The organism is Enterobacter cloacae complex sp. R_G8, from assembly GCF_024599795.1.
In the GTDB taxonomy this organism is placed as follows: domain Bacteria; phylum Pseudomonadota; class Gammaproteobacteria; order Enterobacterales; family Enterobacteriaceae; genus Enterobacter; species Enterobacter dissolvens.
In genome coordinates this window covers 3,034,434-3,060,103 of record NZ_CP102246.1, presented here as the reverse complement: position 1 = coordinate 3,060,103, position 25,670 = coordinate 3,034,434, and the positions used below count along the sequence as shown (strand labels likewise).

General features: G+C 54.9%; 27 protein-coding genes. 9 read left to right on the top strand and 18 right to left on the bottom strand.

Annotation, left to right across the window (positions count from 1 at the left end; translation table 11 throughout):
• Positions 1-60 precede the first annotated feature (60 nt).
• The 4 genes from gloA to eptA all read right to left on the bottom strand — a co-directional run bounded on the left by gloA (position 61) and on the right by eptA (position 3,986).
• On the bottom strand, positions 61-468 hold the full coding sequence (gene gloA / locus NQ842_RS14460; RefSeq protein ID WP_013096923.1) for a lactoylglutathione lyase: 408 nt from the start codon (positions 466-468) through the stop codon (positions 61-63).
• Between the two features lie 100 nt (positions 469-568).
• Positions 569-1,666 carry an alkene reductase gene (locus tag NQ842_RS14455; protein ID WP_046887905.1) on the bottom strand — a complete coding sequence of 366 codons (1,098 nt, stop codon included), beginning with the start codon at positions 1,664-1,666 and terminating at the stop codon, positions 569-571.
• Positions 1,667-1,719: 53 nt separating this feature from the next.
• The gene (locus NQ842_RS14450; RefSeq protein ID WP_014831624.1) at positions 1,720-2,319 is read right to left on the bottom strand and encodes a TetR/AcrR family transcriptional regulator; all 600 of its coding nucleotides are present in this window, start codon (positions 2,317-2,319) and stop codon (positions 1,720-1,722) included.
• Between the two features lie 41 nt (positions 2,320-2,360).
• A complete protein-coding gene (gene eptA, locus NQ842_RS14445) occupies positions 2,361-3,986 on the bottom strand; it encodes a phosphoethanolamine transferase EptA (protein WP_257256013.1) in 1,626 nt (541 codons plus the stop codon).
• Between the two features lie 148 nt (positions 3,987-4,134).
• On the opposite strand from eptA, the gene NQ842_RS14440 reads away from it, so the two are divergent.
• The 3 genes from NQ842_RS14440 to sodC all read left to right on the top strand — a co-directional run bounded on the left by NQ842_RS14440 (position 4,135) and on the right by sodC (position 5,918).
• Positions 4,135-4,374, top strand: coding sequence for a DUF1289 domain-containing protein (locus NQ842_RS14440; RefSeq protein ID WP_046887985.1), 240 nt, complete (start codon positions 4,135-4,137; stop codon positions 4,372-4,374).
• Between the two features lie 48 nt (positions 4,375-4,422).
• Positions 4,423-5,319 (top strand): aldo/keto reductase family oxidoreductase, encoded by an 897-nt coding sequence (locus NQ842_RS14435; RefSeq protein WP_014831627.1) that lies wholly within the window; start codon positions 4,423-4,425, stop codon positions 5,317-5,319.
• Positions 5,320-5,399: 80 nt separating this feature from the next.
• Positions 5,400-5,918 (top strand): superoxide dismutase [Cu-Zn] SodC, encoded by a 519-nt coding sequence (sodC, locus tag NQ842_RS14430; protein WP_047362118.1) that lies wholly within the window; start codon positions 5,400-5,402, stop codon positions 5,916-5,918.
• Here the strand turns inward: sodC and NQ842_RS14425 are convergent.
• Genes NQ842_RS14425 through NQ842_RS14415 form a run of 3 tightly spaced genes read right to left on the bottom strand, consistent with a single transcriptional unit; the run spans position 5,897 to position 9,023 of the window.
• On the bottom strand, positions 5,897-7,924 hold the full coding sequence (locus tag NQ842_RS14425; RefSeq protein WP_063424421.1) for an FUSC family protein: 2,028 nt from the start codon (positions 7,922-7,924) through the stop codon (positions 5,897-5,899). The two genes, sodC and NQ842_RS14425, sit on opposite strands and share 22 nt — an antisense overlap.
• Positions 7,924-8,784: an HlyD family secretion protein gene (locus NQ842_RS14420; RefSeq protein WP_118283703.1), complete on the bottom strand. Its 861-nt coding sequence runs from the start codon at positions 8,782-8,784 to the stop codon at positions 7,924-7,926. Before NQ842_RS14420 ends, NQ842_RS14425 begins: the two co-directional genes overlap by 1 nt.
• 2 nt (positions 8,785-8,786) lie before the next feature.
• Positions 8,787-9,023 (bottom strand): DUF1656 domain-containing protein, encoded by a 237-nt coding sequence (locus NQ842_RS14415; protein ID WP_014831631.1) that lies wholly within the window; start codon positions 9,021-9,023, stop codon positions 8,787-8,789.
• Positions 9,024-9,209: 186 nt separating this feature from the next.
• Here NQ842_RS14415 and slyA point away from each other — a divergent pair, with 186 nt between their 5' ends.
• Complete coding sequence (gene slyA / locus NQ842_RS14410; RefSeq protein WP_043951613.1) at positions 9,210-9,653, top strand: transcriptional regulator SlyA; 444 nt, start codon at positions 9,210-9,212, stop codon at positions 9,651-9,653.
• Between the two features lie 30 nt (positions 9,654-9,683).
• Here slyA and NQ842_RS14405 read toward each other — a convergent pair whose 3' ends face one another.
• Both NQ842_RS14405 and slyB read right to left on the bottom strand, forming a co-directional pair.
• On the bottom strand, positions 9,684-11,048 hold the full coding sequence (locus tag NQ842_RS14405; RefSeq protein ID WP_163280960.1) for a GGDEF domain-containing protein: 1,365 nt from the start codon (positions 11,046-11,048) through the stop codon (positions 9,684-9,686).
• A gap of 197 nt (positions 11,049-11,245) precedes the next feature.
• Positions 11,246-11,713 (bottom strand): outer membrane lipoprotein SlyB, encoded by a 468-nt coding sequence (slyB, locus tag NQ842_RS14400; RefSeq protein ID WP_013096912.1) that lies wholly within the window; start codon positions 11,711-11,713, stop codon positions 11,246-11,248.
• Between the two features lie 254 nt (positions 11,714-11,967).
• Here slyB and anmK point away from each other — a divergent pair, with 254 nt between their 5' ends.
• The 5 genes from anmK to pdxY all read left to right on the top strand — a co-directional run bounded on the left by anmK (position 11,968) and on the right by pdxY (position 16,551).
• Complete coding sequence (gene anmK, locus NQ842_RS14395; RefSeq protein ID WP_014831634.1) at positions 11,968-13,092, top strand: anhydro-N-acetylmuramic acid kinase; 1,125 nt, start codon at positions 11,968-11,970, stop codon at positions 13,090-13,092.
• A 94-nt stretch (positions 13,093-13,186) separates the two neighbouring features.
• The gene (gene mliC, locus NQ842_RS14390; protein WP_257256012.1) at positions 13,187-13,510 is read left to right on the top strand and encodes a C-type lysozyme inhibitor; all 324 of its coding nucleotides are present in this window, start codon (positions 13,187-13,189) and stop codon (positions 13,508-13,510) included.
• 57 nt (positions 13,511-13,567) lie between these two features.
• Positions 13,568-14,224, top strand: coding sequence for a pyridoxamine 5'-phosphate oxidase (pdxH, locus tag NQ842_RS14385; RefSeq protein WP_013096909.1), 657 nt, complete (start codon positions 13,568-13,570; stop codon positions 14,222-14,224).
• A gap of 125 nt (positions 14,225-14,349) precedes the next feature.
• A complete protein-coding gene (gene tyrS, locus NQ842_RS14380; protein WP_014831636.1) occupies positions 14,350-15,624 on the top strand; it encodes a tyrosine--tRNA ligase in 1,275 nt (424 codons plus the stop codon).
• A gap of 66 nt (positions 15,625-15,690) precedes the next feature.
• Positions 15,691-16,551 carry a pyridoxal kinase PdxY gene (gene pdxY, locus NQ842_RS14375; RefSeq protein ID WP_257256011.1) on the top strand — a complete coding sequence of 287 codons (861 nt, stop codon included), beginning with the start codon at positions 15,691-15,693 and terminating at the stop codon, positions 16,549-16,551.
• 86 nt (positions 16,552-16,637) lie between these two features.
• Here the strand turns inward: pdxY and gstA are convergent, their stop codons facing one another.
• From gstA to rsxA, 9 genes are all read right to left on the bottom strand, one after another.
• Entirely contained in the window at positions 16,638-17,243 is a 606-nt protein-coding gene (gene gstA / locus NQ842_RS14370; protein ID WP_014831638.1) for a glutathione transferase GstA, read from the bottom strand.
• A gap of 98 nt (positions 17,244-17,341) precedes the next feature.
• A complete protein-coding gene (dtpA, locus tag NQ842_RS14365; protein WP_257256010.1) occupies positions 17,342-18,850 on the bottom strand; it encodes a dipeptide/tripeptide permease DtpA in 1,509 nt (502 codons plus the stop codon).
• Positions 18,851-19,467: 617 nt separating this feature from the next.
• Positions 19,468-20,103, bottom strand: a complete 636-nt coding sequence (nth, locus tag NQ842_RS14360) for an endonuclease III (protein WP_014831640.1) — start codon at positions 20,101-20,103, stop codon at positions 19,468-19,470.
• Entirely contained in the window at positions 20,100-20,786 is a 687-nt protein-coding gene (locus tag NQ842_RS14355; RefSeq protein ID WP_014831641.1) for an electron transport complex subunit E, read from the bottom strand. Before NQ842_RS14355 ends, nth begins: the two co-directional genes overlap by 4 nt.
• Positions 20,783-21,409, bottom strand: a complete 627-nt coding sequence (gene rsxG, locus NQ842_RS14350) for an electron transport complex subunit RsxG (protein ID WP_014831642.1) — start codon at positions 21,407-21,409, stop codon at positions 20,783-20,785. Before rsxG ends, NQ842_RS14355 begins: the two co-directional genes overlap by 4 nt.
• A gap of 10 nt (positions 21,410-21,419) precedes the next feature.
• Complete coding sequence (rsxD, locus tag NQ842_RS14345; RefSeq protein ID WP_257256009.1) at positions 21,420-22,472, bottom strand: electron transport complex subunit RsxD; 1,053 nt, start codon at positions 22,470-22,472, stop codon at positions 21,420-21,422.
• Complete coding sequence (rsxC, locus tag NQ842_RS14340) at positions 22,473-24,494, bottom strand: electron transport complex subunit RsxC (RefSeq protein ID WP_257256008.1); 2,022 nt, start codon at positions 24,492-24,494, stop codon at positions 22,473-22,475. It lies immediately after the preceding gene.
• Positions 24,487-25,065 (bottom strand): electron transport complex subunit RsxB, encoded by a 579-nt coding sequence (rsxB, locus tag NQ842_RS14335; RefSeq protein WP_014831645.1) that lies wholly within the window; start codon positions 25,063-25,065, stop codon positions 24,487-24,489. The genes rsxC and rsxB overlap by 8 nt, the downstream gene beginning before the upstream one ends.
• Positions 25,065-25,646 carry an electron transport complex subunit RsxA gene (gene rsxA, locus NQ842_RS14330; protein WP_014831646.1) on the bottom strand — a complete coding sequence of 194 codons (582 nt, stop codon included), beginning with the start codon at positions 25,644-25,646 and terminating at the stop codon, positions 25,065-25,067. Before rsxA ends, rsxB begins: the two co-directional genes overlap by 1 nt.
• Between the last annotated feature and the right edge of the window lie 24 nt (positions 25,647-25,670).

Genomic DNA, 25,670 nt, shown 5'->3' with positions numbered 1-25,670 from the left:
TATGGCAAATTTTGGCGGGGGATGCAGTAAAACAACGGGCGCATAGTGCGCCCTGAAGGATCAGTTGCCCAGACCGCGACCGGCGTCTTTGGCTTCAATCAGCTCGATTTTATAACCGTCTGGATCTTCAACAAACGCAATCACGGTGGTGCCGCCTTTTACCGGGCCCGCTTCACGCGTGACGTTACCGCCGTTGCTGCGAATACGTTCACAGGCTTCTGCCGCGTTGTCCACTTCCAGCGCGATGTGGCCGTAGGCCGTGCCCAGCTCATAGCTGTCGACGCCCCAGTTATAAGTCAGCTCGATAACCGCTTCATCCGTTTCCGGGCCGTAACCCACGAACGCCAGCGAGTATTTGTATTCCGGGTTTTCGCTGGTGCGCAGCAGCTTCATACCCAGTACGTTAGTGTAGAAATCGATAGAACGTTGCAGATCGCCAACGCGCAGCATGGTGTGAAGTAGGCGCATAATTTCCTCATTAACCAATGGAGTAGAGTATCTTTTTGAACAGAAACGATGTTTTAGTATAGCGGCGAAAGGCCGCCGCTATCAATGCACAACGGAGAGATTACAGCGTAGGGTAGTCGGTATAGCCTTCCGCGCCGCCGCCGTAGAAGCTTTCCGGGCGCTGTGGGTTCAGCGCTGCTTTTTGCTGCAGACGGGCAACCAGGTCCGGGTTGGCAATGTAATCACGACCAAACGCCACGGCGTCGATTAACCCTTTATTAATCAGATCTTCGGCTTTCTCAGGCGTATAGGCCCCCGCACCGATGATCACCCCGTGGAAACGCGCGCGCACTTTCTGGCGGAAGGCCTCAGAGTAAGGCTGACCACCGGCCCAGTCCGGCTCGGACATGTGCAGATACGCGATACCGCGTTTCGCCAGCTCTTCAATCAGATACAGCGCGTCCGCTTCTTCGTTCGGACCGTTGTCGACGTTCTGGAACGTACCGATTGGGGAGACGCGAATACCAATACGATCCGGGCTCCACTCCTGACAAACGGCATCAACCACTTCCAGCACCAGACGGGCGCGGTTTTCGACGCTGCCGCCGTACTGGTCGGTGCGGTGGTTGGACGACGGTGAAAGGAACTGATGCAGCAGATAGCCGTGCGCGGAGTGCAGTTCAACCAGATCAAAACCGGCTTCGCGGGCGTTGGCCACGGCCTGACGGAAATCGTTCACGATACCCGGGATCTCATCCAGCTCAAGGGCGCGTGGCGTGGAGGTGTCGACGCGGATCGCGTGACCGTTTTCATCGCGCAGGGAAGTGCGGGTATTCGCATTCAGGGCCGACGCGGAAACCGGTGCCTGACCGCCAGGCTGAATGCTGCTGTGAGAGATACGACCGGTGTGCCACAGCTGAACCGCAATGCGACCCTCTTCGGCGTGAACACCGGCGGTGATTTTCTTCCACGCGGCGATCTGCTCCGGGCTGTGCAGGCCTGGTGCGCCGGCATATCCCTTCGCCTGTGCGGAAATCTGCGTGGCTTCAGTGATGATGAGGCCAGAGCTGGCGCGCTGACGATAGTATTCACCCATCAGTGGGGTTGGGATATCACCCGGCTCAATGCTGCGCAGACGGGTGAGTGGGGCCATAAACACGCGGTTTGGTGCGGTGACGGCGCCCACTTTCAGTGGGGTGAAAAGTTTTTCAGCTGACATAACGACTCCTGAGTAGACCAGTCGACTAGTAATTAAGTAAATAAAAACGCCTGCTACACGCCAGGCGCAGTAATGCTGCTATTAACATGTGCCAGTGCGCTTTCCAGCGGCACGGCACTGCGGGAAATTTTGGCCTGCAGGTTCGCCCCTAACCAGAGCGAATATAAGACCTGCGCCTGGGTTAACGCCTCACCGGAGAAGGCCAGCGTTTTTTCACGGCGGCCATTCTCAAGCGCCTGCGCCAGCAGAGCGATCACGCCGCTGGCACCTTTATCCATGGCCGCGCGCATATCTTCCGAGAGGTCGCACACTTCGGCAGAAAGTTTTACCGTCAGGCATCCGCTGATAATGCCCTGCTGACAGAACTGGTTCAGGGTTTCCTGATAGTAATTCAGAACACGATCCCGATAGTTACCTTCGCCACTGGCGAAATGGGTCGCCAGGCGCTGATGGTAGCTGGCATAGTGCCGCTCCAGCATCGCCACGCCAAACGCCTCTTTGGATCGGAAGTAGTGATAAAACGACCCCTTCGGCACTTCGGCGGTTTTAAGTAACTCGCTTAACCCCATACCGGTGAACCCGCGATGCATGCAAAGCCGCTCGCCGGTCGCCAGTAAATGTTCGCGTGTATCGTGTTCAGTATTTCTGCTCATGGTCGAACTCTAATAGACCGTTCGGTCTATTGCAAGTGAGTTTATTGACGGCAGACCTTCAGAATATCCAGTTGCTGCTGATAAACCGTTGATTTCACGTCCATCATACCCAGTACGGTAGAGAACAGGTTGTCCTGCGAAACCGCATTTTTTGCTGCGTAGTCGCGCAGGCACTGCGCGTTGATTCCAAAGTTTTTCGCATAGTCCGGTGATAACCAGAACATAAACGGAATGTGCGTTTGTTGCTCCGGCGCCAGCATGTACGGCGTGCCGTGCAGATAAATTCCGCTTTCGCCCAGCGATTCGCCGTGGTCGGAAAGGTAAATCAGCGCGGTGTTCATGTTGGCCTGGCGTGCTTTCAGCGCATCGATGGTTTTACTGACCATACTGTCGGTATACAGGATGGTGTTGTCGTAGGTGTTCATCAGCGCCTGGTGATCGCAATCCTGAATTTCGTTGGTATCGCAGGTCGGCGTGAACCTGCGGAAATTGTCCGGATAACGGTGATAGTAGGCCGGACCGTGGCTGCCCATCAGGTGGATCACCAGTACGGTGTCCTGTTTCAGGCCGTCCAGCACGTTGTCGAGACGGTAGAAGTTCACATCATCAATACAGGACTTGTCTTTGCAGAACTGATCCAGGTTCCACTGGGTCATATCGGTATGGGGTACGCGGTCGCAGGCACCTTTACAGCCGCCGTCATTGTCGCGCCACAGCAGGTTGATTCCCGCATGTTTGAGCACATCGAGCAAGCCTTCCTGGTGATGCGCCAGGTCAGCATCGTATTTGCTGCGCGTCATGCCGGAGAACATGCAGGGAACGGAAACGGCCGTTTCGGTACCGCATGACGTGGCCTGCGGGAAGTTGATGACATCCTGCTTTTTCAGTTCCGGGTTCGTTTCACGGCCATAACCATTCAGCGAGTAGTTCGCGGCACGTGAGGCCTCACCTACAACCAGCACCAGAACCGTTTTCTTGTTCTGACCTGCAATCAGTGGGCCCTTATGGGCATCTTCACCAATACGCACCAGCGTCTGGTCGCCTGCAAACCAGCGCATCTTGCTGTATTTCACCATGGCACTGACGTAGTTCGCCGGCGTCACCATCTTGACGATGCTTTTATTATTGCGAAACAGTGACGCGTAATCTTTGTAAAACACGGCGGCGACAAGGATGACCACCAGCAGGGCGCCAAGCATGGCGGCAACGCGCATCAGCAGGGCATACCACCACTTTCCGGTATGAATGCGCGTCATCGTTAACACCACGGAAGGCACCAGTCCCGCAATGACAATCCACAGAATCATCTGTGGCGTGACCAGCGCAGTCGCCTCCTGGGAGTTCGTTTCGAACACGTTAACAATCATGTTCTGATCGATAACCGCACCATAGGTGTACATAAAATAGGTGGCCGCGGCGCATCCGATAGTTAAGACGATCAGCAGCGGCTTACGGATAAAGGGGATATTGAGCAGGCTGAAGACAATCACCCAGCCGCAGAACAGCACCAGCGGCACGGACGCGGCAAAGAGAATATCGTGAAACCGCACCGGGGCAATAATGGCCCAGCTACGTTGAATAAACAGTGCGTTTAAGAGCGTGAAGAAAAGCGCACAACCCAGAGTGAATTTTATATCGTTACACTGTAACTTTTTCGTTAACCACATCGAAAACAAACCTGTCATCATATTGATGAGGCGAGTATAGAGAGGGAAGATTAGTGAAACCTTAATGCCACAAAACTGTGGTAAAGCCCTTGCACGTGGGGCGTTTAACGTCTTCACTGTAGGTGAGTGTCGGTATTCGGAGGTGAGCGTGGCAGAGCAGCTGGAGTTTTTCCCCATCCAGAGCCCGTGCCGGGGGATTTGTCAGGTGGATGAACGCGGGTATTGCCGTGGGTGTATGCGTACCCGCGACGAGCGGTTTAACTGGCAACATTTCAGCGACACGCAAAAGCAGGAGGTGCTTCGCCTCTGCCGCCAGCGGTTTCTGCGCAAAATACGTGCAAACAAGCCGGGTGAAACCGAAGAACCCCAGCAACCTTCACTGTTTTAACACGGTAATTGCGTATACTCATGACATCACTTCCTTGAGGAAAATGTTATGGTTCAGCGTATTACCCTTGCCCCCCAGGGGCCAGAATTCTCCCGCTTTGTGATGGGTTACTGGCGCCTGATGGACTGGAATATGTCCCCCCTGCAGCTGGCGAGCTTCATTGAGGAGCACCTCGATTTAGGGATCACCACCGTCGATCATGCTGACATTTATGGCGGCTATGCGTGTGAAGCCGCGTTCGGAGAAGCCCTCAAGCTGGTTCCGGCGCTGCGTGAGCGGATGGAAATTGTCACCAAATGCGGTATTGCCACGACGGCAAAACCTGAACATGCCCTTGGTCATTACATTACCGACAGCGCACACATCATCAAAAGCGCCGAGCAGTCGCTGGTGAACCTGGCGACGGATCATATCGACCTGCTGCTGATCCACCGTCCCGACCCGCTCATGGATGCCGATGAGGTTGCTGAAGCTTTCCTGGCGCTGCATCAAAGCGGCAAAGTGCGTCATTTTGGCGTCTCAAACTTTACCCCGGCGCAGTTTGCGCTGCTGCAGTCTCGTCTGCCCTTCACCCTGGCCACCAACCAGGTGGAAATCTCCCCGGTGCATCAGCCATTGTTGCTGGATGGTACGCTCGATCAGCTGCAACAGCTGCGTATCCGTCCTATGGCGTGGTCCTGCCTCGGTGGCGGTCGTCTGTTCAATGACGATGAATTCCAGCCGCTGCGCAATGAGCTGGAAACCATTGCCCGTGAACTGAACGCTGAGAACATCGAACAGGTGGTTTACGCGTGGATCCTGCGTCTGCCGTCGAAACCGCTACCGATTATTGGTTCCGGTAAAATTGAACGCGTGCGTTCTGCCCTGGCAGCGGAAGAGTTGCAGATGAGCCGACAGCAGTGGTTCCGCATCCGCAAAGCTGCGCTCGGTTACGACGTACCGTAAACCGGTAAAAAGTGACTTTCCGGTGAAATCTTTGCCCCTGGTATACACTTAAGAGGCAAAAAATAACCAGCGGAGGTCATATGAAGCGTTTTGCTCTGGCACTGGTCACGCTGGTTGTTTGCGCAGGGGCGCAGGCAGCCAGCGATGAAGTAGAAATGAATCTCGTCACCTCGCAGGGCGTAGGTCAGTCCATCGGCACAGTGAAAATTACTGAAACCGACAAAGGACTGGAATTTGCGCCCGATCTCAAAGCCCTGCCTCCCGGCGAACATGGTTTTCATGTTCATGCTAAGGGCAGTTGTCAGCCGGCGTTAAAAGAGGGTAAAGCCTCGGCAGCAGAGGCGGCAGGCGGCCACCTTGACCCACAACGTTCCGGTAAGCATGAAGGCCCGAACGGAATGGGCCATCTGGGCGATCTACCCGTGCTGGTGGTGAATAACGACGGTAAAGCCACGGATCCCGTGGTTGCGCCTCGCCTTAAAAAGCTGGATGAGGTGAAAGGCAAGGCGTTAATGATCCACGTCGGCGGCGACAATATGTCCGATCAGCCGAAACCGCTTGGTGGTGGTGGAGCACGCTATGCCTGCGGAGTGATCTGATCCCCAATCGTTCCCGGCGGTGGCGCTTGTTCCAGCTGTGACAGGGAACAGTGCAGCCGCCAGATTATCGACGCTAAATCACGCGCGGCGGGCTGATGGTGGTGTGCAAGGCTATCGCAGATCCGCTGCAGCTCAGTCAGCGTCGCTTCCAGAGGGCGTTGCTGAACACCACGTTCACTCATCACATCGCGAAGCAGGGAAATGCACACGTCACGCACCTGCGACAGCGGATCGGACCGTGTCTCCCATGCGCGAAGTTGCCAGACCACATGGGAACAGTTCAGCAGGACCACTCCCCAGCGCAGCAGCCAGCGGCGCGAAAGCGAGTCCTGGCTGTTGTTGAGCTGGCTGACATGGTGGTACACCAGCGATTCATACTCACTCTCGCGCAGATGCGGTTTACGGCTGAGCTGATCGACAAACCCCCGACGAAGCTCGCGGATATGGCGTCGGCTTTTGCGTGCGTCTGAGCCGGGGCGTAATACGGCAAAAGCCAGCCACGCCAGACCCACGCCAAGGATTTTTGCCAGATTATCATTGAGAAAATCGGCGTAATCATAAACCGGCGGGTTCGTTACCGAGATGAACGAGCCCATAAAGACAATCAGCTGACCCCAGAGACCCGCCAGTTTGGGCATTTGCAGCTTCAGAAGCTGCATAGTGGTTAACAGCGGAAACAGAAACAGCAGGAACTGCCACAGGTCGCTTATCTGCACCATGAGGCCGAACTTGACCACAAAGCTGAACAGCGATAGCAACACCAGCGTGCGCAGCAGTAGCGTAAGCGAGTTGAAGGGTGAGGCGGCAACGGAGTAGAGCACGCAACTGATGGCGGCAAGCGTGAGCGCGGCGGAGCCCGATTCCCACTGGGTGGTAATGCTCCATGCCCCCACCAGTGTCAGTGCGCAAAAGGTCCGAAAACCGCTCCACAACGCTTCCAGATAGTCGGTGTGCCGCGCCAGGGCCGGGCTACTGGGAACGGCGAATTCCGTTATCGGCGTGGCATTTTCGACGGCCTTGATCCAGCGACTGCTGCGCAGGTACAACCGGCAAAAGTAGTTCAGACGCTGCCAGAAGGCGCGATGGCGATAATCATACTCATCTTTGGGCGCGAGCGGGGCGATAATACGGGCCACGGTGTAAATGTCGGCATCCGGGCGGGCGAGGGTCGCGAGCAGCGTTTCAATGATGGCGCGGGTGTTTTCCGGTGGCGTTGACCAGTTGAGCAACATCCGGCGCAGGCTGGAGATCGCACTGGTCATCCGTAACTGCTGGTGGAGCAGATAGTTCAGCAGAGTGTTCTGTCGGCGAAAACGGTAGTGGCTCCAGAAGGCCTGAATGCGTAGCAGATTCATGGTCAGGATCTGACCAATCACCTTTTCATGCGCCAGGCGAATCTCATCGTTAGTATCCGGCTGCCAGAGCAGGCTCGCATGTTCCAGCAAGCGGGTATGCATGGTCTTCAGCGCTGTGATAAGCGCGGTGCCGTCAGAGGTACTGGGGAGGATCATCATCATGAACCCGCCGCTCAGAATACCGACAATGACTTCGCAGACGCGCGCCTGGGCGATGTCCCATAACTCGGTGGTGTCGAGAACGTTAACCACCGGAAAGGCAATAATCGCGGCGGTATAGCCCGCCAGCTGAAAGGCGTAGGCGACGTTATTGGTAAAGTGGGCGCAGGCCCAGGTGCAGCACCCCAGCCATGCCGCCATGCTCAGTAAAAAGAGCCACGGATCGTTGAGCGTATGGCCTGCAATGATCAGCGCCGCCGTGGCACCCAGCAGGCTGCCCGCGATGCGCCCGAGACTTTTACTGATCACGCCGCCAACGGTCGGGAAGCTCACGACCGCCGCGGAGGTCATTGCCCAGTAAGGTTCGTCAAGGTTCAGATAATAGGCAATGCTCAGCGCAAGGCACATGGCAATGCCGTTGCGCAGGGCGTAGCGCCACTGAGGGCGCGTTGCTTTCATCCACGGCAGGTTTCGCCAGGAGAAGGCATTCATCAGGGTGTTCCGATGGAGACAGTACAGGTTGTGCCGGAAACCAGCGTTAAGCCCTGCGGTAAGTGGTCAAATTCCACCCTAACTGGCACGCGCTGGGCCAGACGTACCCAGGGGACATTCGGTTTGATGTCGGCAACCAGGCCCGAATCGGTTTCAACGCTCTGATCGTAAATAGCACGGCCAATGCTGGATACGTGACCCTGTAACCTTTGCGAGCCACTATAAAGCGTTATCGTGGCAGGGGCACCTTCCCGAATATGGCGAAGTTTGGTCTCTTCAAAATAGCCCACCACGTAGAACGAGTGGCTGTCGACCAGCGCGAAAATCGGTTGGCCGGTGGTGGCATAATTACCCACGCGGGCAGAGAGGTTCGTCACCCACCCATCGACAGGGGCCTGTACCACGGTTTGCGTCAGTTCCCACTGCGCCTGTTTGAGCGTTGCCTCAGCCACATTGACGCTGGCCTGCATCGCCTTGACGTTGATGTTGGCGGTATCCAGGTCTTCGGCGGAGATATAGTTTTGTGATAAATGCCGACGACGCGTGGCTTCGTTGTTCGCTTTTGCCAGCTCAGTCTGGGCCTTAGCCAACTGTGCCTGGGCGTTAAGGATCGCAATATGATAGGGGGTATCGTCAATGCGGAATAAAACATCTCCCTTTTTAACGAACTGGTTATCCTTAACCAGAAGCGCCGTAATACTGCCCGATACCTGCGGGGTGATACTGACCTGCTCAGCGCGGACTTTGCCGTCACGTGTCCAGGGGGACTGCATATAATAATTCCACAACCACCATCCGGCCACCAGGGCCAGAGCCAGGACAAAAAGGGTGGAAAAGTACTTCAGCGTTTTCAGGGGCATAGTCACCACACAATCAATACGGCAAGACCAAGACACACGGAGAGGGCGAACAAAGAGAGATCCATCAACATGGGGTGCCAGATCTCACCAGAATACATCCAGTCGCGAAGCAGACGATGGGCGACAAGCCAGATCAGAAAGCCCACCAGAACGGCTTTAAACAGGGGAGGAAAGTAGACTGATGCACCGAAGATCAGGTCCTGAAGGGGCAGCCCCTCTGAGCGATGAAAAAACGTCACGAGCAGAGATCCTTTGCAGTGAACAGAATGCCGGGATGGCTTGTCTTAATGAGATGAAACATCACTTTTCAGTGTAAGTCATAGTTTTAAGTTTGATGAATGTCGTAATGCATTTGTTTTGGCAATACAAATGCTGCACACTATTCTAAAATCAGTATAATAACTTAGCAAGCTAATTATAAGGAGATGAAATTGGAATCGCCATTAGGTTCTGATCTGGCAAGGTTGGTACGCGTCTGGCGTGCTCTGATTGACCATCGCCTGAAACCTCTGGAATTGACACAGACGCATTGGGTCACGCTGCACAACATTCATCAGCTGCCGCCCGACCAGTCACAAATTCAACTGGCAAAAGCGATCGGTATTGAGCAGCCGTCGCTGGTGCGAACGCTTGATCAACTGGAAGAGAAGGGACTGATCTCCCGACAAACCTGTGCCAGCGACCGTCGCGCCAAGCGGATTAAACTCACCGAGAAAGCGGCTCCCATTATCACTGAAATGGAAGCGGTGATTACCAAAACGCGCGGCGAGATCCTGTCCGGTGTTTCACCTGCGGAGCTTGAAATGCTCATCAGTCTGATTGGACGCCTTGAGCAGAACATTCACGAGCTGCAGGCACGCGACGCCTGACCATATCAGGCCTTGCATTCGCAAGGCCTTTTATCCTCTGAACACGATAACCCGGTTGCGACCTGTCTCTTTCGCCTCGTACATCGCTTTGTCAGCATTTCCAACGCACTCTTCAGCGGTCACGTCTACTGACGTTGCCGTAAAGACGCCCATACTGATGGTTATCGGTTCCGGTAGCTGACCCTCGCTGCTGGTCTTATCAAAACTGCTCAAATTCAGCCTGATGCGTTCTGCAACCCGGTACGCTGCTTCCGAAGAGGTGTTGGTTAACATCAATACGAACTCCTCGCCGCCTATACGAGCAGCAATGTCCTGCGGTCGCACAGAGTCCATCAGCAGGTTCGCCACAAACTGCAGCACTTTGTCCCCCTGCAGGTGGCCGTAGCAGTCATTGATGCGTTTGAAACGATCGAGATCGCTGACGATAACCGAAACAGGGCGGCTGGCTTTGCTGGTACTCAGTGCCTGATTGAGCGCATCGTAAAAATAGCTGCGATTGTAGAGACGGGTCAGGGGATCGCGAATTGAGTTCTGATAAGACTGCTGATATTTCAGATGCGAGTCGCGATACAGCTGAAAGACGTCGTACAGCAGGACAAATATAATCAGTAACGTCGCCACGGTTTCAAATAAGCGCGCACGATACCAGGAGATATCCTCGGCATGTCCGCCCGCTAATAACATCGCCAGTGTCACGATATAACAGACGCATAAGAAATTACCGCCCACCCAGAAAAGATTGCGGACGCGGGTTATAAGCATTAGCGTTGCTAATGTCACTACCCAAAGAATAATTAAGACGATGTTAATCGCATGGCTCCAGAGAACCATAAATTGGTGGGTTTCATTATCCACCAGGTCCAGTGACAGCCACGGCGAATGGCTGGAATAGATCCATGCCAGCATGACCATGATAACCGTAAACAGAAACGTGGCGACAACAATGGAAATATGCGCCATGCGTGGAAGCGGATTATCCCTGACGATATAAAGTAAGGCCGACACGATCATCAGCACCGCCATTAACAGATGGCGGAACATAAAGAAAATCATCGCATCGTTATAGTCCACGACGTTGAACTGATAGAGATCAAGCCATGCCGGGAAGCTGGTGAGCGTTCCCACCATCAGCAGGGCCGAGCCGCCAAAGGCGAAAGCGATGGCAATCAGATACAGTCGCCTTCTGTCACACCAGTATTTCATCGCCATAAAACAGGCAATAAACAGATGGAATACCAGTAAAAAAATGGTAAGTGTAGGGAATAAAAGTGGTGAGAATGACGGCACCCATTCGACCAGTTTTAAAAACAGAAATTGTAATATTCCAATAACGACAATGCAGCCTAAACAGAACGGAATATAAGGTTTTTTCACGTATCGGGTAATCGCAAGCATAGGGTTTTTAATAAAATATAATAAATTGCAAAAAGAGAATTGAGATTAGTCTAACGGCAATGCGGGGGGAATACTTTGCGCAGGAACAAGATACGAGGAAGTTAATTATTGATAGCGTGAATGGGGTTTGTAAATATATTTATTTTAATGATGCTTTTTGTAAAAGGATGTGGCCTGAAAGCCACATCCTTTATGAATTAACGCGGAGAAACGGTAACCTGGCTACCGTTGCTTGCCAGCACGACGCGCTGACCAGCAGAGAAGCGGGTGCTGCCTTGTTTCTGTACAACCATGATGGTGCTGCCGTCGTCTTTACGGATTTCCAGCTCCACACCCTGGGTTTTGTTCATCGCACCCTGAACGCCCTGGCCTGCTACGCCACCTGCCACGGCACCTGCCGCAGTTGCCAGAGAACGGCCGGTACCACCGCCTACGGTGTTACCCAGGAAGCCACCCAGAACCGCGCCGCCAATGGCGCCCATGACGTTGTTTTCGTCGCCACCCTGAATCTGAACAGGACGTGCGTTAACAATAGTACCGTAAGTCACGTTCTGAACCTGTTTCGCTTCAGAAGCGCTATAAACGTCGCCAGAAAGTGAACTGTCATTCACACAGCCAGCCAGGGTTAAACCAATCAGCGAAACGCCCAGTACACGTAAAATCATTTGAATCTCCTGTTCACCAAAAACGCCCGATCCGGGCATCCGTTATGGCTAAATTATATGGCATAAAGAGCCATAGTTCATATCTTTGCACTAACAATCGGAAAATTGTACTTGAATTTGACTTAACGAGAGATAAACAGAATTCCGCCCTGTTACGTCTCTGAGAGTGTTAAAAAATATTATCGCCGGATGGCAAAGCGGTGCTGTTTATGGTTGAGTGGTTATCCTTAGCCCACGTAACGTAAGGAAAGCGCATGAAATCGGGTCGCTATATTGGTGTGATGTCAGGCACCAGTCTGGATGGGGTAGATGTCGTCCTGGCTGCTATCGATGAAAACATGGTGGCACAACAGGCAAGCCTGACCTGGCCTATCCCCATTTCGCTGAAAGAGGAGATCCTGAGCATCTGTCAGGGGCAACAGTTGACGCTTTCGCAGCTTGGACAGCTTGATGTCAGGCTGGGTGCGCTGTTTGCCGATGCGGTACTGGCGCTGATGCGTAAAGAGAATCTCCGGCCGCAGGATGTGGTCGCGATTGGGTGTCACGGGCAAACTGTCTGGCACGAACCCACTGGTGACGCGCCACATACCATGCAAATCGGCGATAACAATCAGATTGTAGCCAAAACGGGTGTGACGGTCGTGGGCGATTTTCGTCGTCGTGATATCGCGCTGGGTGGGCAGGGGGCGCCGCTGGTACCGGCCTTTCATCAGGCGTTGCTGGGGCATCCGACGGAGCGCCGTATGGTGCTTAACATTGGCGGTATTGCCAACCTGTCGATGCTGATCCCGGGCCAACCGGTACGGGGATATGATACCGGCCCGGGTAACATGCTGATGGATGCCTGGATCTGGCGTCAGTGCGGTAAACCGTATGATAAAGACGCCCAGTGGGCAAGCGAAGGCAAAGTGATTCTCCCGCTGCTGCAATCCATGCTAAGCGATCCCTGGTTTGCGTTACCGGCACCGAAAAGCACCGGGCGAGAGTATTTCAACTATGGCTGGCTTGAACGTCAGCTGGCGCAGTTCCCGGCGCTGGCACCGCAGGATATCCAGGCGACGCTGGCCGAACTCACGGCGGTCTCCATATCAGAACAGGTGCTTCTCAGCGGCGGTTGCGAACGTCTGCTGGTCTGCGGAGGCGGAAGCCGCAACCCGCTGGTGATGGCCCGCCTTGCCGGGTTGTTGCCTGGCACCGAAGTGACGACCACCGATGATGCCGGCATCAGCGGAGACGACATGGAAGCGCTGGCCTTCGCCTGGCTTGCCTGGCGTACCGTTGCCGGGCTGCCGGGTAATTTACCGTCAGTGACCGGCGCACGCGAGGCCAGTGTGCTCGGTGCGATTTTCCCGGCCAATCCGCGTCATAATCAGAGTTAACTGAAATTCAGCGCTGCGTATCGCCGTTAAAATGGCATGCAAACAGGGGGGCGGACATGCCCTCCAGGACCAGGATAGTCTTCGGAATACGCTCATGAAAAAACTTCTCCTTCTTGCTGTACCTGTCTTGCTGTCTGGGTGCAGCGTCTATAACCAGCTCGTTGAGCGCATGCAGACCGATACGCTGAAGTATCGCTGTGATGAAAAACCGCTGACCGTGAAGCTGAATAATCCTCGCCAGGAAGCCAGCTTTGTTTATGACAACAAATTGCTGACCCTGAAGCAGGGTATTTCGGCTTCCGGGGCGCGTTATACCGATGGCATTTATGTCTTCTGGTCAAAAGGCGACAGCGCAACCATCTACAAACGCGACCGCATCGTGCTGAACAATTGCCAGCTCGAAAATCCGAAGCGTTGAGATTTTCACAGGGGCGGCGCACAATAGCGCCACCCAATCTCAACGTCACCTAACGCCATGTCTGATAACGACGAACTGCAGCAAATTGCGCATCTGCGCCGTGAATACACCAAAGGCGGCTTGCGTCGCCAGGATCTTCCCGCTGAACCCCTGGTGCTTTTTGAACGCTGGCTCAAACAGGCCTGCGAAGCAAAACTGGCCGATCCAACGGCCATGGTTGTCGCCACGGTAGATGAAAACGGTCAGCCGTATCAACGCATCGTGCTGCTTAAGCATTATGACGAGAAAGGGCTGGTGTTCTACACCAACCTGGGCAGCCGCAAAGCGCACCACTTAGAAAACAATCCCCGTATCAGCCTTCTGTTTCCGTGGCATATGCTGGAACGCCAGGTGATGGTCACAGGCAAAGCGGAGCGCCTTTCCACACTGGAAGTGGTGAAGTACTTCCACAGCCGCCCGCGTGACAGCCAGATTGGTGCCTGGGTCTCAAAACAGTCCAGCCGAATTTCTGCCCGCGGCGTGCTGGAAAGCAAATTCCTTGAACTCAAGCAGAAGTTCCAGCAGGGCGAAATTCCACTGCCCAGTTTTTGGGGCGGTTTCCGCATTCCGATCGAGCAGATTGAGTTCTGGCAGGGGGGCGAGCATCGCCTGCACGACCGCTTTTTATACCAGCGCGACAACGGCGGCTGGAAAATCGACAGGCTGGCACCGTAATCCCCGAAATTTGTTGATTTAAGCGCTAGCGCACACCGCGCTTGCGCTTTATTCTATGGTCCTTTCGCATCAGGCGAAAAGTCGTGTACCGGCAAAGGTGCAGTCGTTTATACATGGAGAATTTGATGGCAAGCAGTAACTTGATTAAACAATTGCAAGAGCGGGGCCTCGTGGCCCAGGTGACGGACGAGGAAGCGTTAGCAGAGCGACTGGCGCAAGGCCCGATCGCGCTCTATTGCGGCTTCGATCCCACCGCTGACAGCTTGCATTTGGGGCATCTTGTTCCATTGTTATGCCTGAAACGCTTCCAGATGGCTGGGCATAAGCCTGTGGCCCTGGTGGGCGGCGCGACCGGTCTGATCGGCGACCCAAGCTTTAAAGCCGCTGAGCGTAAACTGAACACCGAAGACACCGTGCAGGAGTGGGTGGATAAGATCCGCAAACAGGTTGCACCGTTCCTCGACTTCAACTGTGGTGATAACGCCGCGATTGCCGCCAACAACTACGACTGGTTTGGCAGCATGAACGTGCTGACCTTCCTGCGTGATATCGGTAAGCACTTCTCTGTTAACCAGATGATTAACAAAGAAGCGGTGAAACAGCGCCTGAACCGTGACGATCAAGGTATCTCCTTTACTGAATTCTCTTATAACCTGCTGCAGGGTTATGACTTCGCCTGTCTGAATAAACTGCACGGCGTCTGCCTGCAGATTGGCGGTTCTGACCAGTGGGGTAACATCACCTCCGGTATCGATCTGACCCGTCGCCTGCATCAGAATCAGGTGTTTGGTCTGACCGTTCCGCTGATCACCAAAGCCGACGGGACTAAATTCGGTAAAACCGAAGGCGGTGCGGTATGGCTCGATCCGAAGAAAACCAGCCCGTACAAATTCTATCAGTTCTGGATCAACACCGCGGACGCCGATGTTTACCGCTTCCTGAAGTTCTTCACCTTTATGGACATTGAAACCATCAATGCCCTGGAAGAAGAAGACAAAAACAGCGGTAAAGCACCACGTGCACAGTATGTGCTCGCGGATGAAGTGACCAAACTGGTTCACGGCGAAGAAGGTCTGGCCGCGGCGAAACGCATTACCGCAAGCCTGTTCAACGGTACGCTGAGCGATCTGAGCGAAGCCGATTTCGAACAGCTGGCGCAGGATGGCGTGCCGATGGTGGAGATGGAGAAAGGTGCCGACCTGATGCAGGCGCTGGTGGACTCTGAGTTGCAGCCGTCTCGTGGCCAGGCACGTAAAACCATTGCGTCTAACGCTATCACCATTAACGGTGAAAAACAGGCTGACCCGGAATACACCTTCGCTGACAGCGATCGCCTGTATGGCCGCTATACGCTGCTGCGTCGCGGTAAGAAAAACTACTGTCTGGTCTGCTGGAAGTAAGTAAAAATCTCCAGGGGCGTGGGAAACCACGCCCTTTTTGTTTTTTCAGGGTTTGGTAAGCATAAAATGAAGAACATCCTCGCCATTCAGTCCCACGTTGTTTTTGGACATGCTGGCAATAGCGCGGCGGAATTCCCGATGCGCCGCCTCGGTGCCAACGTCTGGCCCCTCAATACCGTACAATTCTCAAACCATACACAATACGGCAAATGGACCGGCTGCGTGATGCCGCCCTCGCATCTCACGGAGATCGTGCAGGGCATTGCCGATATCGACCAGCTCAAACGCTGTGATGCCGTTCTGAGCGGTTACCTGGGTTCCGCAGAGCAGGGGGAGCATATTCTCGGCATCGTTCGCCAGGTGAAAGCGGCAAATCCATCCACAAAGTACTTCTGCGACCCGGTTATGGGGCATCCGGAGAAAGGCTGTATTGTGGCGCCTGGGGTGGCTGAATTCCATGTTCGCCATGCGTTGCCCGCCAGCGATATCATCGCGCCAAACCTGATCGAACTGGAGATCCTCTGCGAGCATCCGGTAAACAGTGTAGAAGAAGCTGTAAGCGCTTCTCGTGAACTGATAGCCCAGGGGCCTGAGATTGTGTTGGTGAAACATCTCGCACGCGCAGGGCTGAGCAGAGACCGTTTTGAGATGCTGCTGGTCACCAAAGACGATGCCTGGCACATCAGCCGTCCGCTGGTGGATTTTGGCCTGCGTCAGCCAGTGGGAGTGGGGGATGTGACCAGCGGACTGTTGCTGGTGAAATTGCTGCAGGGCGCGACGCTTCGCGAAGCGCTTGAGCATGTGACTGCGGCGGTTTACGAGATTATGGTTGCGACGAAAGAGATGCAGGAATATGAACTGCAGGTGGTCGCGGCACAGGATCGTATTGCGCAGCCAGAACACTATTTTAGTGCAACACAGCTCTAAACTATGCCGGGTGGCGCTGCGCTTACCCGGCCTACAAATCCCGTAGGCCCGTGCAAGCGAAGCGCCGCCGGGCGATAACGACCCGGTTAATTCAATCCTTCCGCTTTCAGCGCCGCGGCCACCGCAGGGCGCTCCGCCACGCGCGCCATATACGCTGCGATATGGTCTAACCCGTCCAGATTCAGCTTAATCGCACGTGCCCAGCGCAGCACGGTAAACAGATACGCATCGGCAATGGTAAACCGTGTCCCGCAGATAAACTGGTCGTCTTTCAACGATTCGTTGATGAACTGCAGCTTTTTCTCCAGCAGGGCGCGCACGGTCGGTTTGTACTCTTCCGGTGTATCCGGACGGAACAGCGGCGTGAACCCTTTGTGCAGTTCGGTAGCGATGTAGTTCAGCCACTCAAGCGTTTTATAGCGTGAAATCGTCCCTACCGGGGCCAGCAACTGACGATCGGGCACGTTGTCCGCCAGGTACTGCATAATCGCGACGCCTTCTGTCAGCAGGGTACCGTCATCCAGCAGCAGTGCCGGAACTTGTCCCTTCGGGTTAATGGCAAAAAAATCGTCGCCGTTTTCCAGACGTTTTTTCATCAGGTCAACGCCGTCCAGCGTGAAATCTTTGCCGCTCTCGCGCAGGGTTATATGGGAAGCAAGAGAGCACGCGCCCGGTTTGTAGAACAGTTTCATCGGTAACTCCTTTTTGCTGAGGTTTCAGCTATGTTAGTGCGCGATCAAACAAAAAAAAAGCCGCTAATACATTAGCGGCTCGTCGTTTCTCAATAACATTACGCGGTAGCGGTTTCGGTCGCCTTCGTCGTTTTGTCGTCGTCCTGAGTCATGCGGTTCAGCTTCGGTGCAGTCAGCAGCATCAGAGCCGCGATAACCGCCGTTGCGATACCAATCTGCAGGAAGACGCTGCCGTAAACATTCAGGGAGACCAGCGGATCGGTTACGTTCTCCGGAACCGCCATCAGGTTTGCGATCTTACCGGCGATGATGGCCGCACCGGCAGTGGTCAGGAACCAGCTCCCCATGATGAAGCCCATCAGACGCTGTGGCACCAGCTGTGCAACCATCGCCAGGCCCAGACCGGAGATCATCAGTTCACCGATGGACTGCAGCGCATAGCTCAGGATCAGCCAGTTAACGGAGACGATACCGGCGTCAGTCGCAAATTTGGTACCCAGCGGCAGCACCAGGAATGCACCTGAGCACAGCACCATACCGATAGCGAACTTGTGCGGCATTGGCAGACGGTCACCCATCTTGTTATAGATAGCCGCCAGAATAGGGCTGCCAATCATGATCCAGAACGGGTTCAGTGCCTGATACTGCTCCGGCTCGAACGCGATACCCAGGATGGAGTGCTCAACGTTACGAATAGCGAAGAAGTTCAGAGACGTTGGCATCTGGCTGTACAGTACGAAGAAGATAATCGCTTCCAGCATCAGGATGAATGCCACAATCATCTTACGACGGGCCGCACCCTGCATCGCGAAGGCTTCTTTAGCAAAGATAATCACGATACCCAGCGCAACCACGCCCAGAACGGCACGTGCAACACCCTGGTTATGCAGCAGCCAGGTGGCGATTGACGCGAGGATCACAACACCCACGATGGTGGCCAGCAGTTTGCCCATATGTACTGGTTCGAAATCCGGTTTTGAACCGTAGTCTTTAACCCAGCTACGGCAGAACAGGAAGTTCACAACGGTAATCAGCATACCGACAAAGCTCAGCGCAAATGCCACGCTCCAGCCGAACTTAGCCGCGAGCCATGGGGTCGCCAGCATAGAGAAGAATGAACCAATGTTGATGGACATGTAGTACATGGTGAATGCACCGTCCAGACGCGGGTCATCTTTGCTGTAGCAGGTAGAGAGCAGGGAAGATGGGTTCGCTTTGAATAATCCGTTACCAACGGCGATGGTCGCCATCCCCATATAGACCACAGTTGCGTCATGGCCTGACCAGGCAACCAGTCCATAGCCGATCGCCAGCACAATGGCGCCCAGCATGATGACACGTTTAGTACCAAGAACTTTATCACCGAGCCAGCCGCCGATAGCGACCAGACCGTAAACGAGGGCACTGAATGAAGAGAACAGCGTGATGGAATCTGCTTCGGACATACCCAGTTGCTTAACCAGGTAAACCGCCATGATCCCTTGCAGGCCGTAATAACCAAAACGCTCCCATAACTCGATAGAGAAGATGAGATAGAACGCTTTTGGCTGTTTAAAAGCGTTCAGACTCACGCTTTCTTCTGTTGGTTTATTGTTTGCAGTTGACACATATACCTCTTTTTTTACATCCCATATTAACGGGGGTGTTCATAGCGTGATGGCCGTAGTCCATCCGCCTTATAGTTATATTGGGAGGAGAAACGGCGGGTAATGTTCACTATCCTGACCCGTCTGGCAATACGTTTGTAATAATCTGTTACATATAACTGAGCCGCTATAATCCTCGGTTTATGCAAATGTTATTCAGCGTTAAATTTTATACGATGAGTATTGTTAGGTTTTTTGACTGCCATATGCCCTCTGCTCCCGCTATCAGGCGATATGTTCTGCTATTTGCCGCTAATTGCAGTCATATAGCCCATATTCTGAAAAATGGGTGGTTTTATCTGTGGTCCTTGAGGGGTTATATCTTGTCTGGCAAAGGGTTTGGGTTGGTTTTGACAACAAAAAATCAACATGAAGTTATCAGAGTGATCCCGATCACAGATGTATAGAAATTTTCGGTAGTGAAAAAAGTATTAACCTGTTTGAGCGTTAAATGACCGAATAATTGACAGGGTGAAAGCGCACCCGTACGGACAATTTGCGGTCAAAAGGAAGGTTTTTAGTTAAGCCCTCCTTTAGTAAGGTCTTGATGAGGCGAAAGGAAAAGCAGGAGAGGGCAATCAGGGATACACTTTTTCTTTATATTCGCAGAGATCTTCGATGATACAGGAGCCGCAGCGAGGCTTTCGGGCAATGCAGGTATAACGGCCGTGCAGGATCAACCAGTGATGGCAGTCGACCTTAAATTCGGCGGGAACCACTTTTAGCAGTTTCTCCTCCACCTGTTCGACATTTTTACCCGGCGCAAAGTTGGTCCGGTTAGAGACGCGGAAAATATGGGTATCCACGGCGATGGTAGGCCAGCCAAACGCGGTGTTAAGTACCACATTCGCTGTTTTGCGGCCTACGCCCGGCAACGCTTCCAGCGCCTCACGATCTTCCGGCACTTCGCCACCGTGACGCTCCAGCAAAATACGGCAGGTCTTTATCACATTCTCCGCTTTGCTGTTAAACAGGCCAATGGTTTTGATATAGGACTTCACCCCTTCCACACCCAGCTCCAGCATGGCTTTCGGGGTGTTGGCCACCGGATAGAGCAGGGCGGTGGCTTTATTCACGCTCACGTCGGTGGCCTGGGCTGAAAGCAGCACTGCGATCAGCAGCTCAAACGGTGAGTTAAAATTCAGCTCTGTTGTCGGATGAGGATTCTCGTCCCGCAGACGTGTCAGGATCGCAATGCGCTTGTCTTTATTCATGAGGCTTTCTCGGGTATCCCTTCCTGCACGCTACGCTCAGCCGCGCGGCGCTTACGTTTTTCATCAATCAGGTATTTTATCGCCAGCATCATGCCAAGGCCAATAAACGCGCCCGGCGGCAGCATAGCCAGCAGGAACGGCGTATCCGTATGGAACACCTCAATGCGCAAGACTTTGGCCCAGCTTCCCAACAGCGCGTCTGCGCCGTCAAAGAGCGTACCGTTGCCCAGGATCTCACGCAGTGAGCCCAGAACGAACATGGCGCCGGTGGCGCCCATCCCGATGGCGAAACCATCCAGCGCTGACATTGCCGGGCTGTTCTTCACGGCAAAGGCTTCTGCACGACCAACCACGATACAGTTGGTGACGATCAGCGGAATAAAGATCCCCAGTGACTGATACAGACCGAACGCGTAGGCGTTAATCAGCATCTGAACGACACTTACCACCGACGCGATGATCATCACGTAAATCGGAATACGGATTTCCGACGGCGTCCAGCGGCGCAGGGCGGAAATGGAGAGGTTGGTCAGGGTCAGTACCAGCGTGGTTGCCAGACCCAGACCCAGCGCGTTGGTGGCGGTGGATGTCACCGCCAGCAGCGGACACATCCCCAGCAGCTGAACCAGGGCGGAGTTGTTCTTCCACAGCCCCTGGACAATGACCTCTTTAACCTGGCTCATGATGACTCCTCACAGGCCGGAAGATTGTTGATCTGCGCAGGCAGCGTTTCTGCATACAGCCCGGCTCGTTTTACGGCATTCACGACGGCACGCGGGGTAATGGTGGCCCCGGTGAACTGGTCAAACTCGCCGCCATCTTTCTTCACGGCAAACGCCGGATCCGCTTCGCCGTGGATCACTTTACCGGCGAAGTGCAAAATCCAGTCGCTCAGGCGGGTTTCAATTTTATCCCCAAGGCCTGGTGTTTCATGGTGCTGAGTCACGCGGGTACCCAGTACGGTACCGGAAAAATCGGTACCCACCAGAAGCTGAATGGCACCGGAGTAACCATCAGGGGCCGTGGCTTCCATAACCGCGCCTACCGCTTTATCTCCTTTACGGGCGATAAAGAGACGATGCGGGCCTTTGCCCAGCTGCGGTGCCTGCACCACGAAGCAGCTTTTCTGCAGGTCATTATCGTAGAAATCAGGCGGGATCACCTGATCGAACAGCGCCTTTTGCTGCTTGGCGGCCTGTTCATCAATGGTCGTTTTGGTCAGTTCGTTCACCAGCGCCGTCAGCCCGGTCAGGACTGCGGCGAAAACAGCCAGCGTGACGCCGTGTTTTTGCATTGTTTTCAGCATCGCGAAATCCTTAACGATGGCCGTACACGCGCGGGCGCGTGTAGTAGTCAATGAGCGGTACGGTGATGTTGGCAAGCAGGACAGCGAATGCCACCCCGTCCGGGTAACCACCAAAACTGCGGATCAGCCACACCAGCAGACCGGCCAGCGCGCCAAAGATCAGGCGGCCACGGTTGGTGGTCGAGGCGGTCACCGGGTCGGTCAGAATAAAGAAGGCGCCCAGCATGGTCGCGCCAGAGAGCAGATGCATTTGCGGGCTGGCCAGGGACTCAGGAGAGAACAACCAGCCCAGCGTGGAGCAGACTGCCAGCGTGACAAGGAAGCTGACCGGAATATGCCAGCGGATCGCTTTCTGCTGCAGCAGGAACAGGCCGCCCAGCAGATACGCCAGATTAACCCACTGCCAGCCCGCACCCGCCAGCACGCCGCTGTAGATAGCCGACTTCATGATCTGCTCAACGCTGTGCCCGGCATGCAGGGCGGTTTTAAACGTGTCGAGCGGTGTGGCCTGGCTGATACCATCCACGCCCATACGCAACGTGTTCATATCGCCACCGGACGCCGTATGACCGGTAAAGATCACATGCAGGGCATCCATAAAACCAGACACGTTGGCGGCGATCTCATGCGGCGGCAGCCAACTGGTCATTTGCACCGGGAAGGAGATCAGCAGTACCACATAGCCGATCATCGCCGGATTAAACGGGTTATGGCCCAGTCCACCGTATAACTGTTTGGCAATAATCACCGCAAACACGGTACCGAGCACGACCATCCACCACGGTGCAAACGGTGGGATACTGATGGCCAGCAGCAGACCCGTCAGCAGGGCCGAGTTATCGCTGAGGATACGGGAGACGTGCATCTTACGCAGCTTCAGCACCAGCGCTTCTGCCGCTACGGCGCTGGCACAGCCCAGCACTAACTGGAACAGGGTTCCCCAGCCGAAAAACCAACACTGGACGGCAATGCCAGGCAACGCGGCCAGGCAGACCAGCATCATAATGCGCGACGTCTGGCGCTGGTTATGGGTGTAAGGGGAACTTGCGATTCTGAAAACCATTTAATCCTCGTTAACTGCTTGCTGTGCGGCTTTCTTCGCCTGAACGCGTGCAATCGCGGCGGCGACTGCGGCTTTGCGTGGATCGTCGTTTGCGGCCGGCTGCTGTTCTTCCTGCTGCGCCGCTTTACGGGCTTTAGCGCGGGCGATAGCCGCTTCGACTGCGGCTTTACGCGGGTCGACCGGTGCCTCTTCTGCGGCCGGTTGCGGCTGCTGGGCCGCTTTACGCGCTTTGGCTCGGGCTATTGCGGCTTCCACCGCCGCTTTACGCGGATCTACGGCCTCCTGCTCAACGACTACCTGCTGCTCTCCCGCTTTACGGGCCTTCGCGCGGGCAATGGCGGCTTCAACGGCCGCTTTACGCGGATCGACGTTGGCTTCCGGTTGCGCGGTCTGCGCTTTTTCTGCCTGACGTGCGCGGGCCGCGGCCTTACGTGCTTCACGGGCGGCAATGGCTTCGCTGTTATCCGGTTTCTCGCCAGCCGGGATCACGACAGGCTGCGCCGCCGTTGCTTTTTTCTCGCGAACGCGAGCCAGCGCCGCGTTAATGGCATCCTGATCTTTCTCGCCGGGCTGAACGGCAGCCTGCTTATGACGCTCCTGACGGGCCAGTTTTTCGCGCTCCAGTCGAGCCTGGCGCGCTTCAAAGCGGGCTTTCGCTTCGGCGGCGCGTTTTTCTTCCATCGAGATGGCATAAATTTCAGCCTTCTCCTGACGGAAGTATTGCACCAGCGGAATGTTGCTTGGGCAGACCCAGGCACAGGCGCCGCATTCGATGCAGTCGGCCAGGTTATGCGCTTGCGCTTTATCGTGCAGCTGGCCTTTGCTGTACCAGTACAACTGCTGCGGAAGCAGATCCGCCGGGCAGGCATCGGCACAGGCGCTGCAGCGGATGCAGCCTTTTTCTTCCTGCTCTTCACCCATTTCGGTCGCAGAGGGGGCGAGCAGACAGTTAGTGATTTTTACGACCGGGACGTCCAGCCACGGCAGGGTAAAGCCCATCAATGGGCCGCCCATGATCACCATCTGATCGCTGCCGGGACAGAATCCGGCCTGCTCCAGAAGATGACGAACCGGTGTACCCAGACGCGCCCAGACGTTGCCCGGACGAGAAACGGACTCACCCGTCAGCGTCACCACGCGTTCGGTCAGGGGTTCACCGTCAATCACCGCGCGTTTCACGGCGTAGGCGGTGCCTACGTTTTGCATCAACACGCCAATATCAGAAGAGCGGCCGCCGTGGGGAACCTGTTTCCCGGTGAGTATTTGCGTCAGCTGTTTCGCCCCGCCAGAAGGGTATTTGGTCGGAATGACGCGCAGACCAATATCGTGGCTACCGGCGAGCACCGCACGCAGCATGGAGATGGCCTGCGGTTTGTTGTCCTCAATACCAATCAGCACTTCGCGCGGTTGCAGCACATGGGCAAGAATACGGATCCCTTCCACCACCTGCGCGGCACAGTCCTGCATCAGGCGGTCATCGGCGGTGATGTAGGGTTCGCATTCGGCGGCGTTGATGATCAGCGTCTGAATTTTATCGCCGCCACCGCGCAGTTTGACGCCGGTCGGGAACCCTGCGCCACCCAGCCCGGCAACGCCGAACTGATGGATACGCTCGATGAGCGCTTCCCGGCTGTGAGCGCGGTAGTCACTCCAGCCATCGCGTTCGAACCAGCGGTCTTCGCCGTCGGCTTCAATAATGACGCTCAGCTCGGAGAGGGCTGACGGATGTGCCACGGTGTGAGGGGTAATCGCCACCACTTGACCGGATGTCGGAGCGTGGATCGGCAGCATACGTCCGCGACCAAAGGTCAATGGCTGGCCGCGAAGGACGGTATCGCCTTCTTTTACACACAGTTCGCCCTCAGCACCAATGTGCTGCTTCAGCGGCATAACGAAACGGGTCGCCAGCGGAATTTGACGCAGCGGCGTGCCGCTGGACTGGGTTTTCATCTCCGGCGGATGGATGCCGCCGTCAAAGTCCCAAATCTTCTCTTTTCTGAAAGCAGAAAATAACTTAAGCATGTTGTTCCACAGGAATGTTGCGAACCGGAATGGTTTGAAGGTCCCACTTCCAGCTTTCGGTAGTCGTTTCAACCGGGCGCAACTCGATACATTGCGTCGGGCAGGGCGCCACGCAGAGGTTACAGCCGGTGCACAGATCCGCCACGACGGTGTGCATGGCGCGGGTTGCGCCAACAATGGCATCGACAGGGCACGCCTGAATACATTTGGTGCAGCCAATGCAGTTCGCTTCGTCGATTACGGCAAGGGCACGCACGGGCTCCTGCACATCCGCATCGCCATCAACCGGCTGCGGATCAACGTTAAGCAGGGCCGCAATTTTCAGCATTACCGCTTCACCACCGGGCGCACAGCGGTTAATTTTCTCACCCTGAACACCCACGGCTTCTGCATAGGGGCGACAGCCAGGGTAACCGCACTGCCCACACTGGCTTTGCGGCAAAAGCTCATCAATTTTTTCAACAACAGGATCGTCCTCTACCGCGAAACGGCGGGAGGCGTAACCCAGAATAAGGCCAAACACCAACCCCAGCACGCTGATGGAGGCGATGGCTATCCAGATGGTATTCATTACAACTTCACCAGACCACTAAAGCCCATAAAGGCCAGAGACATTAAACCTGCGGTCACCAGCGCAATCGCGTTACCGCGGAATGGCGCAGGGATATCCGCTGCGGCGAGGCGCTCACGAATAGAGGCAAACAGCACCATCACCAGCGAGAAACCGACGGCGGCGGAAAAACCGTACAGCGCCGACTGCATGAAATTGTGCCCGAGATTAATGTTCAGAAGCGCCACGCCGAGAACGGCACAGTTGGTGGTGATCAATGGCAGGAAGATACCCAGCAGGCGATAGAGTGCCGGGCTGGTTTTGCGCACCACCATTTCGGTAAATTGCACCACAACGGCAATGACCAGAATAAAGGCCAGCGTACGGAGATAGACTAAACCCAGCGGGATGAGGATCCAGGTATCAATCAACCATGCGCAGATGGACGCCAGCGTCATGACGAAGGTTGTCGCCAGCCCCATGCCCATTGCCGTTTCCAGCTTTTTGGACACGCCCATAAACGGACACAGGCCAAGGAACTTCACCAGAACGAAGTTGTTAACCAGCACAGTGCCGACAAAGAGCAGTAAGTAATCGGTCATTATTCAGCCTGAAATAAAAAAGCC

Excerpts from the sequence above, each read along its gene's own strand:
- gloA (WP_013096923.1), bottom strand. The coding sequence starts at position 468 with ATGCGCCTACTTCACACCATGCTGCGCGTTGGCGATCTGCAACGTTCT.
- NQ842_RS14455 (WP_046887905.1), bottom strand. The coding sequence starts at position 1,666 with ATGTCAGCTGAAAAACTTTTCACCCCACTGAAAGTGGGCGCCGTCACC.
- NQ842_RS14450 (WP_014831624.1), bottom strand. The coding sequence starts at position 2,319 with ATGAGCAGAAATACTGAACACGATACACGCGAACATTTACTGGCGACC.
- eptA (WP_257256013.1), bottom strand. The coding sequence starts at position 3,986 with ATGTGGTTAACGAAAAAGTTACAGTGTAACGATATAAAATTCACTCTG.
- NQ842_RS14435 (WP_014831627.1), top strand. The coding sequence starts at position 4,423 with ATGGTTCAGCGTATTACCCTTGCCCCCCAGGGGCCAGAATTCTCCCGC.
- sodC (WP_047362118.1), top strand. The coding sequence starts at position 5,400 with ATGAAGCGTTTTGCTCTGGCACTGGTCACGCTGGTTGTTTGCGCAGGG.
- NQ842_RS14425 (WP_063424421.1), bottom strand. The coding sequence starts at position 7,924 with ATGAATGCCTTCTCCTGGCGAAACCTGCCGTGGATGAAAGCAACGCGC.
- NQ842_RS14420 (WP_118283703.1), bottom strand. The coding sequence starts at position 8,784 with ATGCCCCTGAAAACGCTGAAGTACTTTTCCACCCTTTTTGTCCTGGCT.
- slyA (WP_043951613.1), top strand. The coding sequence starts at position 9,210 with ATGAAATTGGAATCGCCATTAGGTTCTGATCTGGCAAGGTTGGTACGC.
- NQ842_RS14405 (WP_163280960.1), bottom strand. The coding sequence starts at position 11,048 with ATGCTTGCGATTACCCGATACGTGAAAAAACCTTATATTCCGTTCTGT.
- slyB (WP_013096912.1), bottom strand. The coding sequence starts at position 11,713 with ATGATTTTACGTGTACTGGGCGTTTCGCTGATTGGTTTAACCCTGGCT.
- anmK (WP_014831634.1), top strand. The coding sequence starts at position 11,968 with ATGAAATCGGGTCGCTATATTGGTGTGATGTCAGGCACCAGTCTGGAT.
- mliC (WP_257256012.1), top strand. The coding sequence starts at position 13,187 with ATGAAAAAACTTCTCCTTCTTGCTGTACCTGTCTTGCTGTCTGGGTGC.
- pdxH (WP_013096909.1), top strand. The coding sequence starts at position 13,568 with ATGTCTGATAACGACGAACTGCAGCAAATTGCGCATCTGCGCCGTGAA.
- tyrS (WP_014831636.1), top strand. The coding sequence starts at position 14,350 with ATGGCAAGCAGTAACTTGATTAAACAATTGCAAGAGCGGGGCCTCGTG.
- pdxY (WP_257256011.1), top strand. The coding sequence starts at position 15,691 with ATGAAGAACATCCTCGCCATTCAGTCCCACGTTGTTTTTGGACATGCT.
- gstA (WP_014831638.1), bottom strand. The coding sequence starts at position 17,243 with ATGAAACTGTTCTACAAACCGGGCGCGTGCTCTCTTGCTTCCCATATA.
- nth (WP_014831640.1), bottom strand. The coding sequence starts at position 20,103 with ATGAATAAAGACAAGCGCATTGCGATCCTGACACGTCTGCGGGACGAG.
- NQ842_RS14355 (WP_014831641.1), bottom strand. The coding sequence starts at position 20,786 with ATGAGCCAGGTTAAAGAGGTCATTGTCCAGGGGCTGTGGAAGAACAAC.
- rsxG (WP_014831642.1), bottom strand. The coding sequence starts at position 21,409 with ATGCTGAAAACAATGCAAAAACACGGCGTCACGCTGGCTGTTTTCGCC.
- rsxD (WP_257256009.1), bottom strand. The coding sequence starts at position 22,472 with ATGGTTTTCAGAATCGCAAGTTCCCCTTACACCCATAACCAGCGCCAG.
- rsxC (WP_257256008.1), bottom strand. The coding sequence starts at position 24,494 with ATGCTTAAGTTATTTTCTGCTTTCAGAAAAGAGAAGATTTGGGACTTT.
- rsxB (WP_014831645.1), bottom strand. The coding sequence starts at position 25,065 with ATGAATACCATCTGGATAGCCATCGCCTCCATCAGCGTGCTGGGGTTG.
- rsxA (WP_014831646.1), bottom strand. The coding sequence starts at position 25,646 with ATGACCGATTACTTACTGCTCTTTGTCGGCACTGTGCTGGTTAACAAC.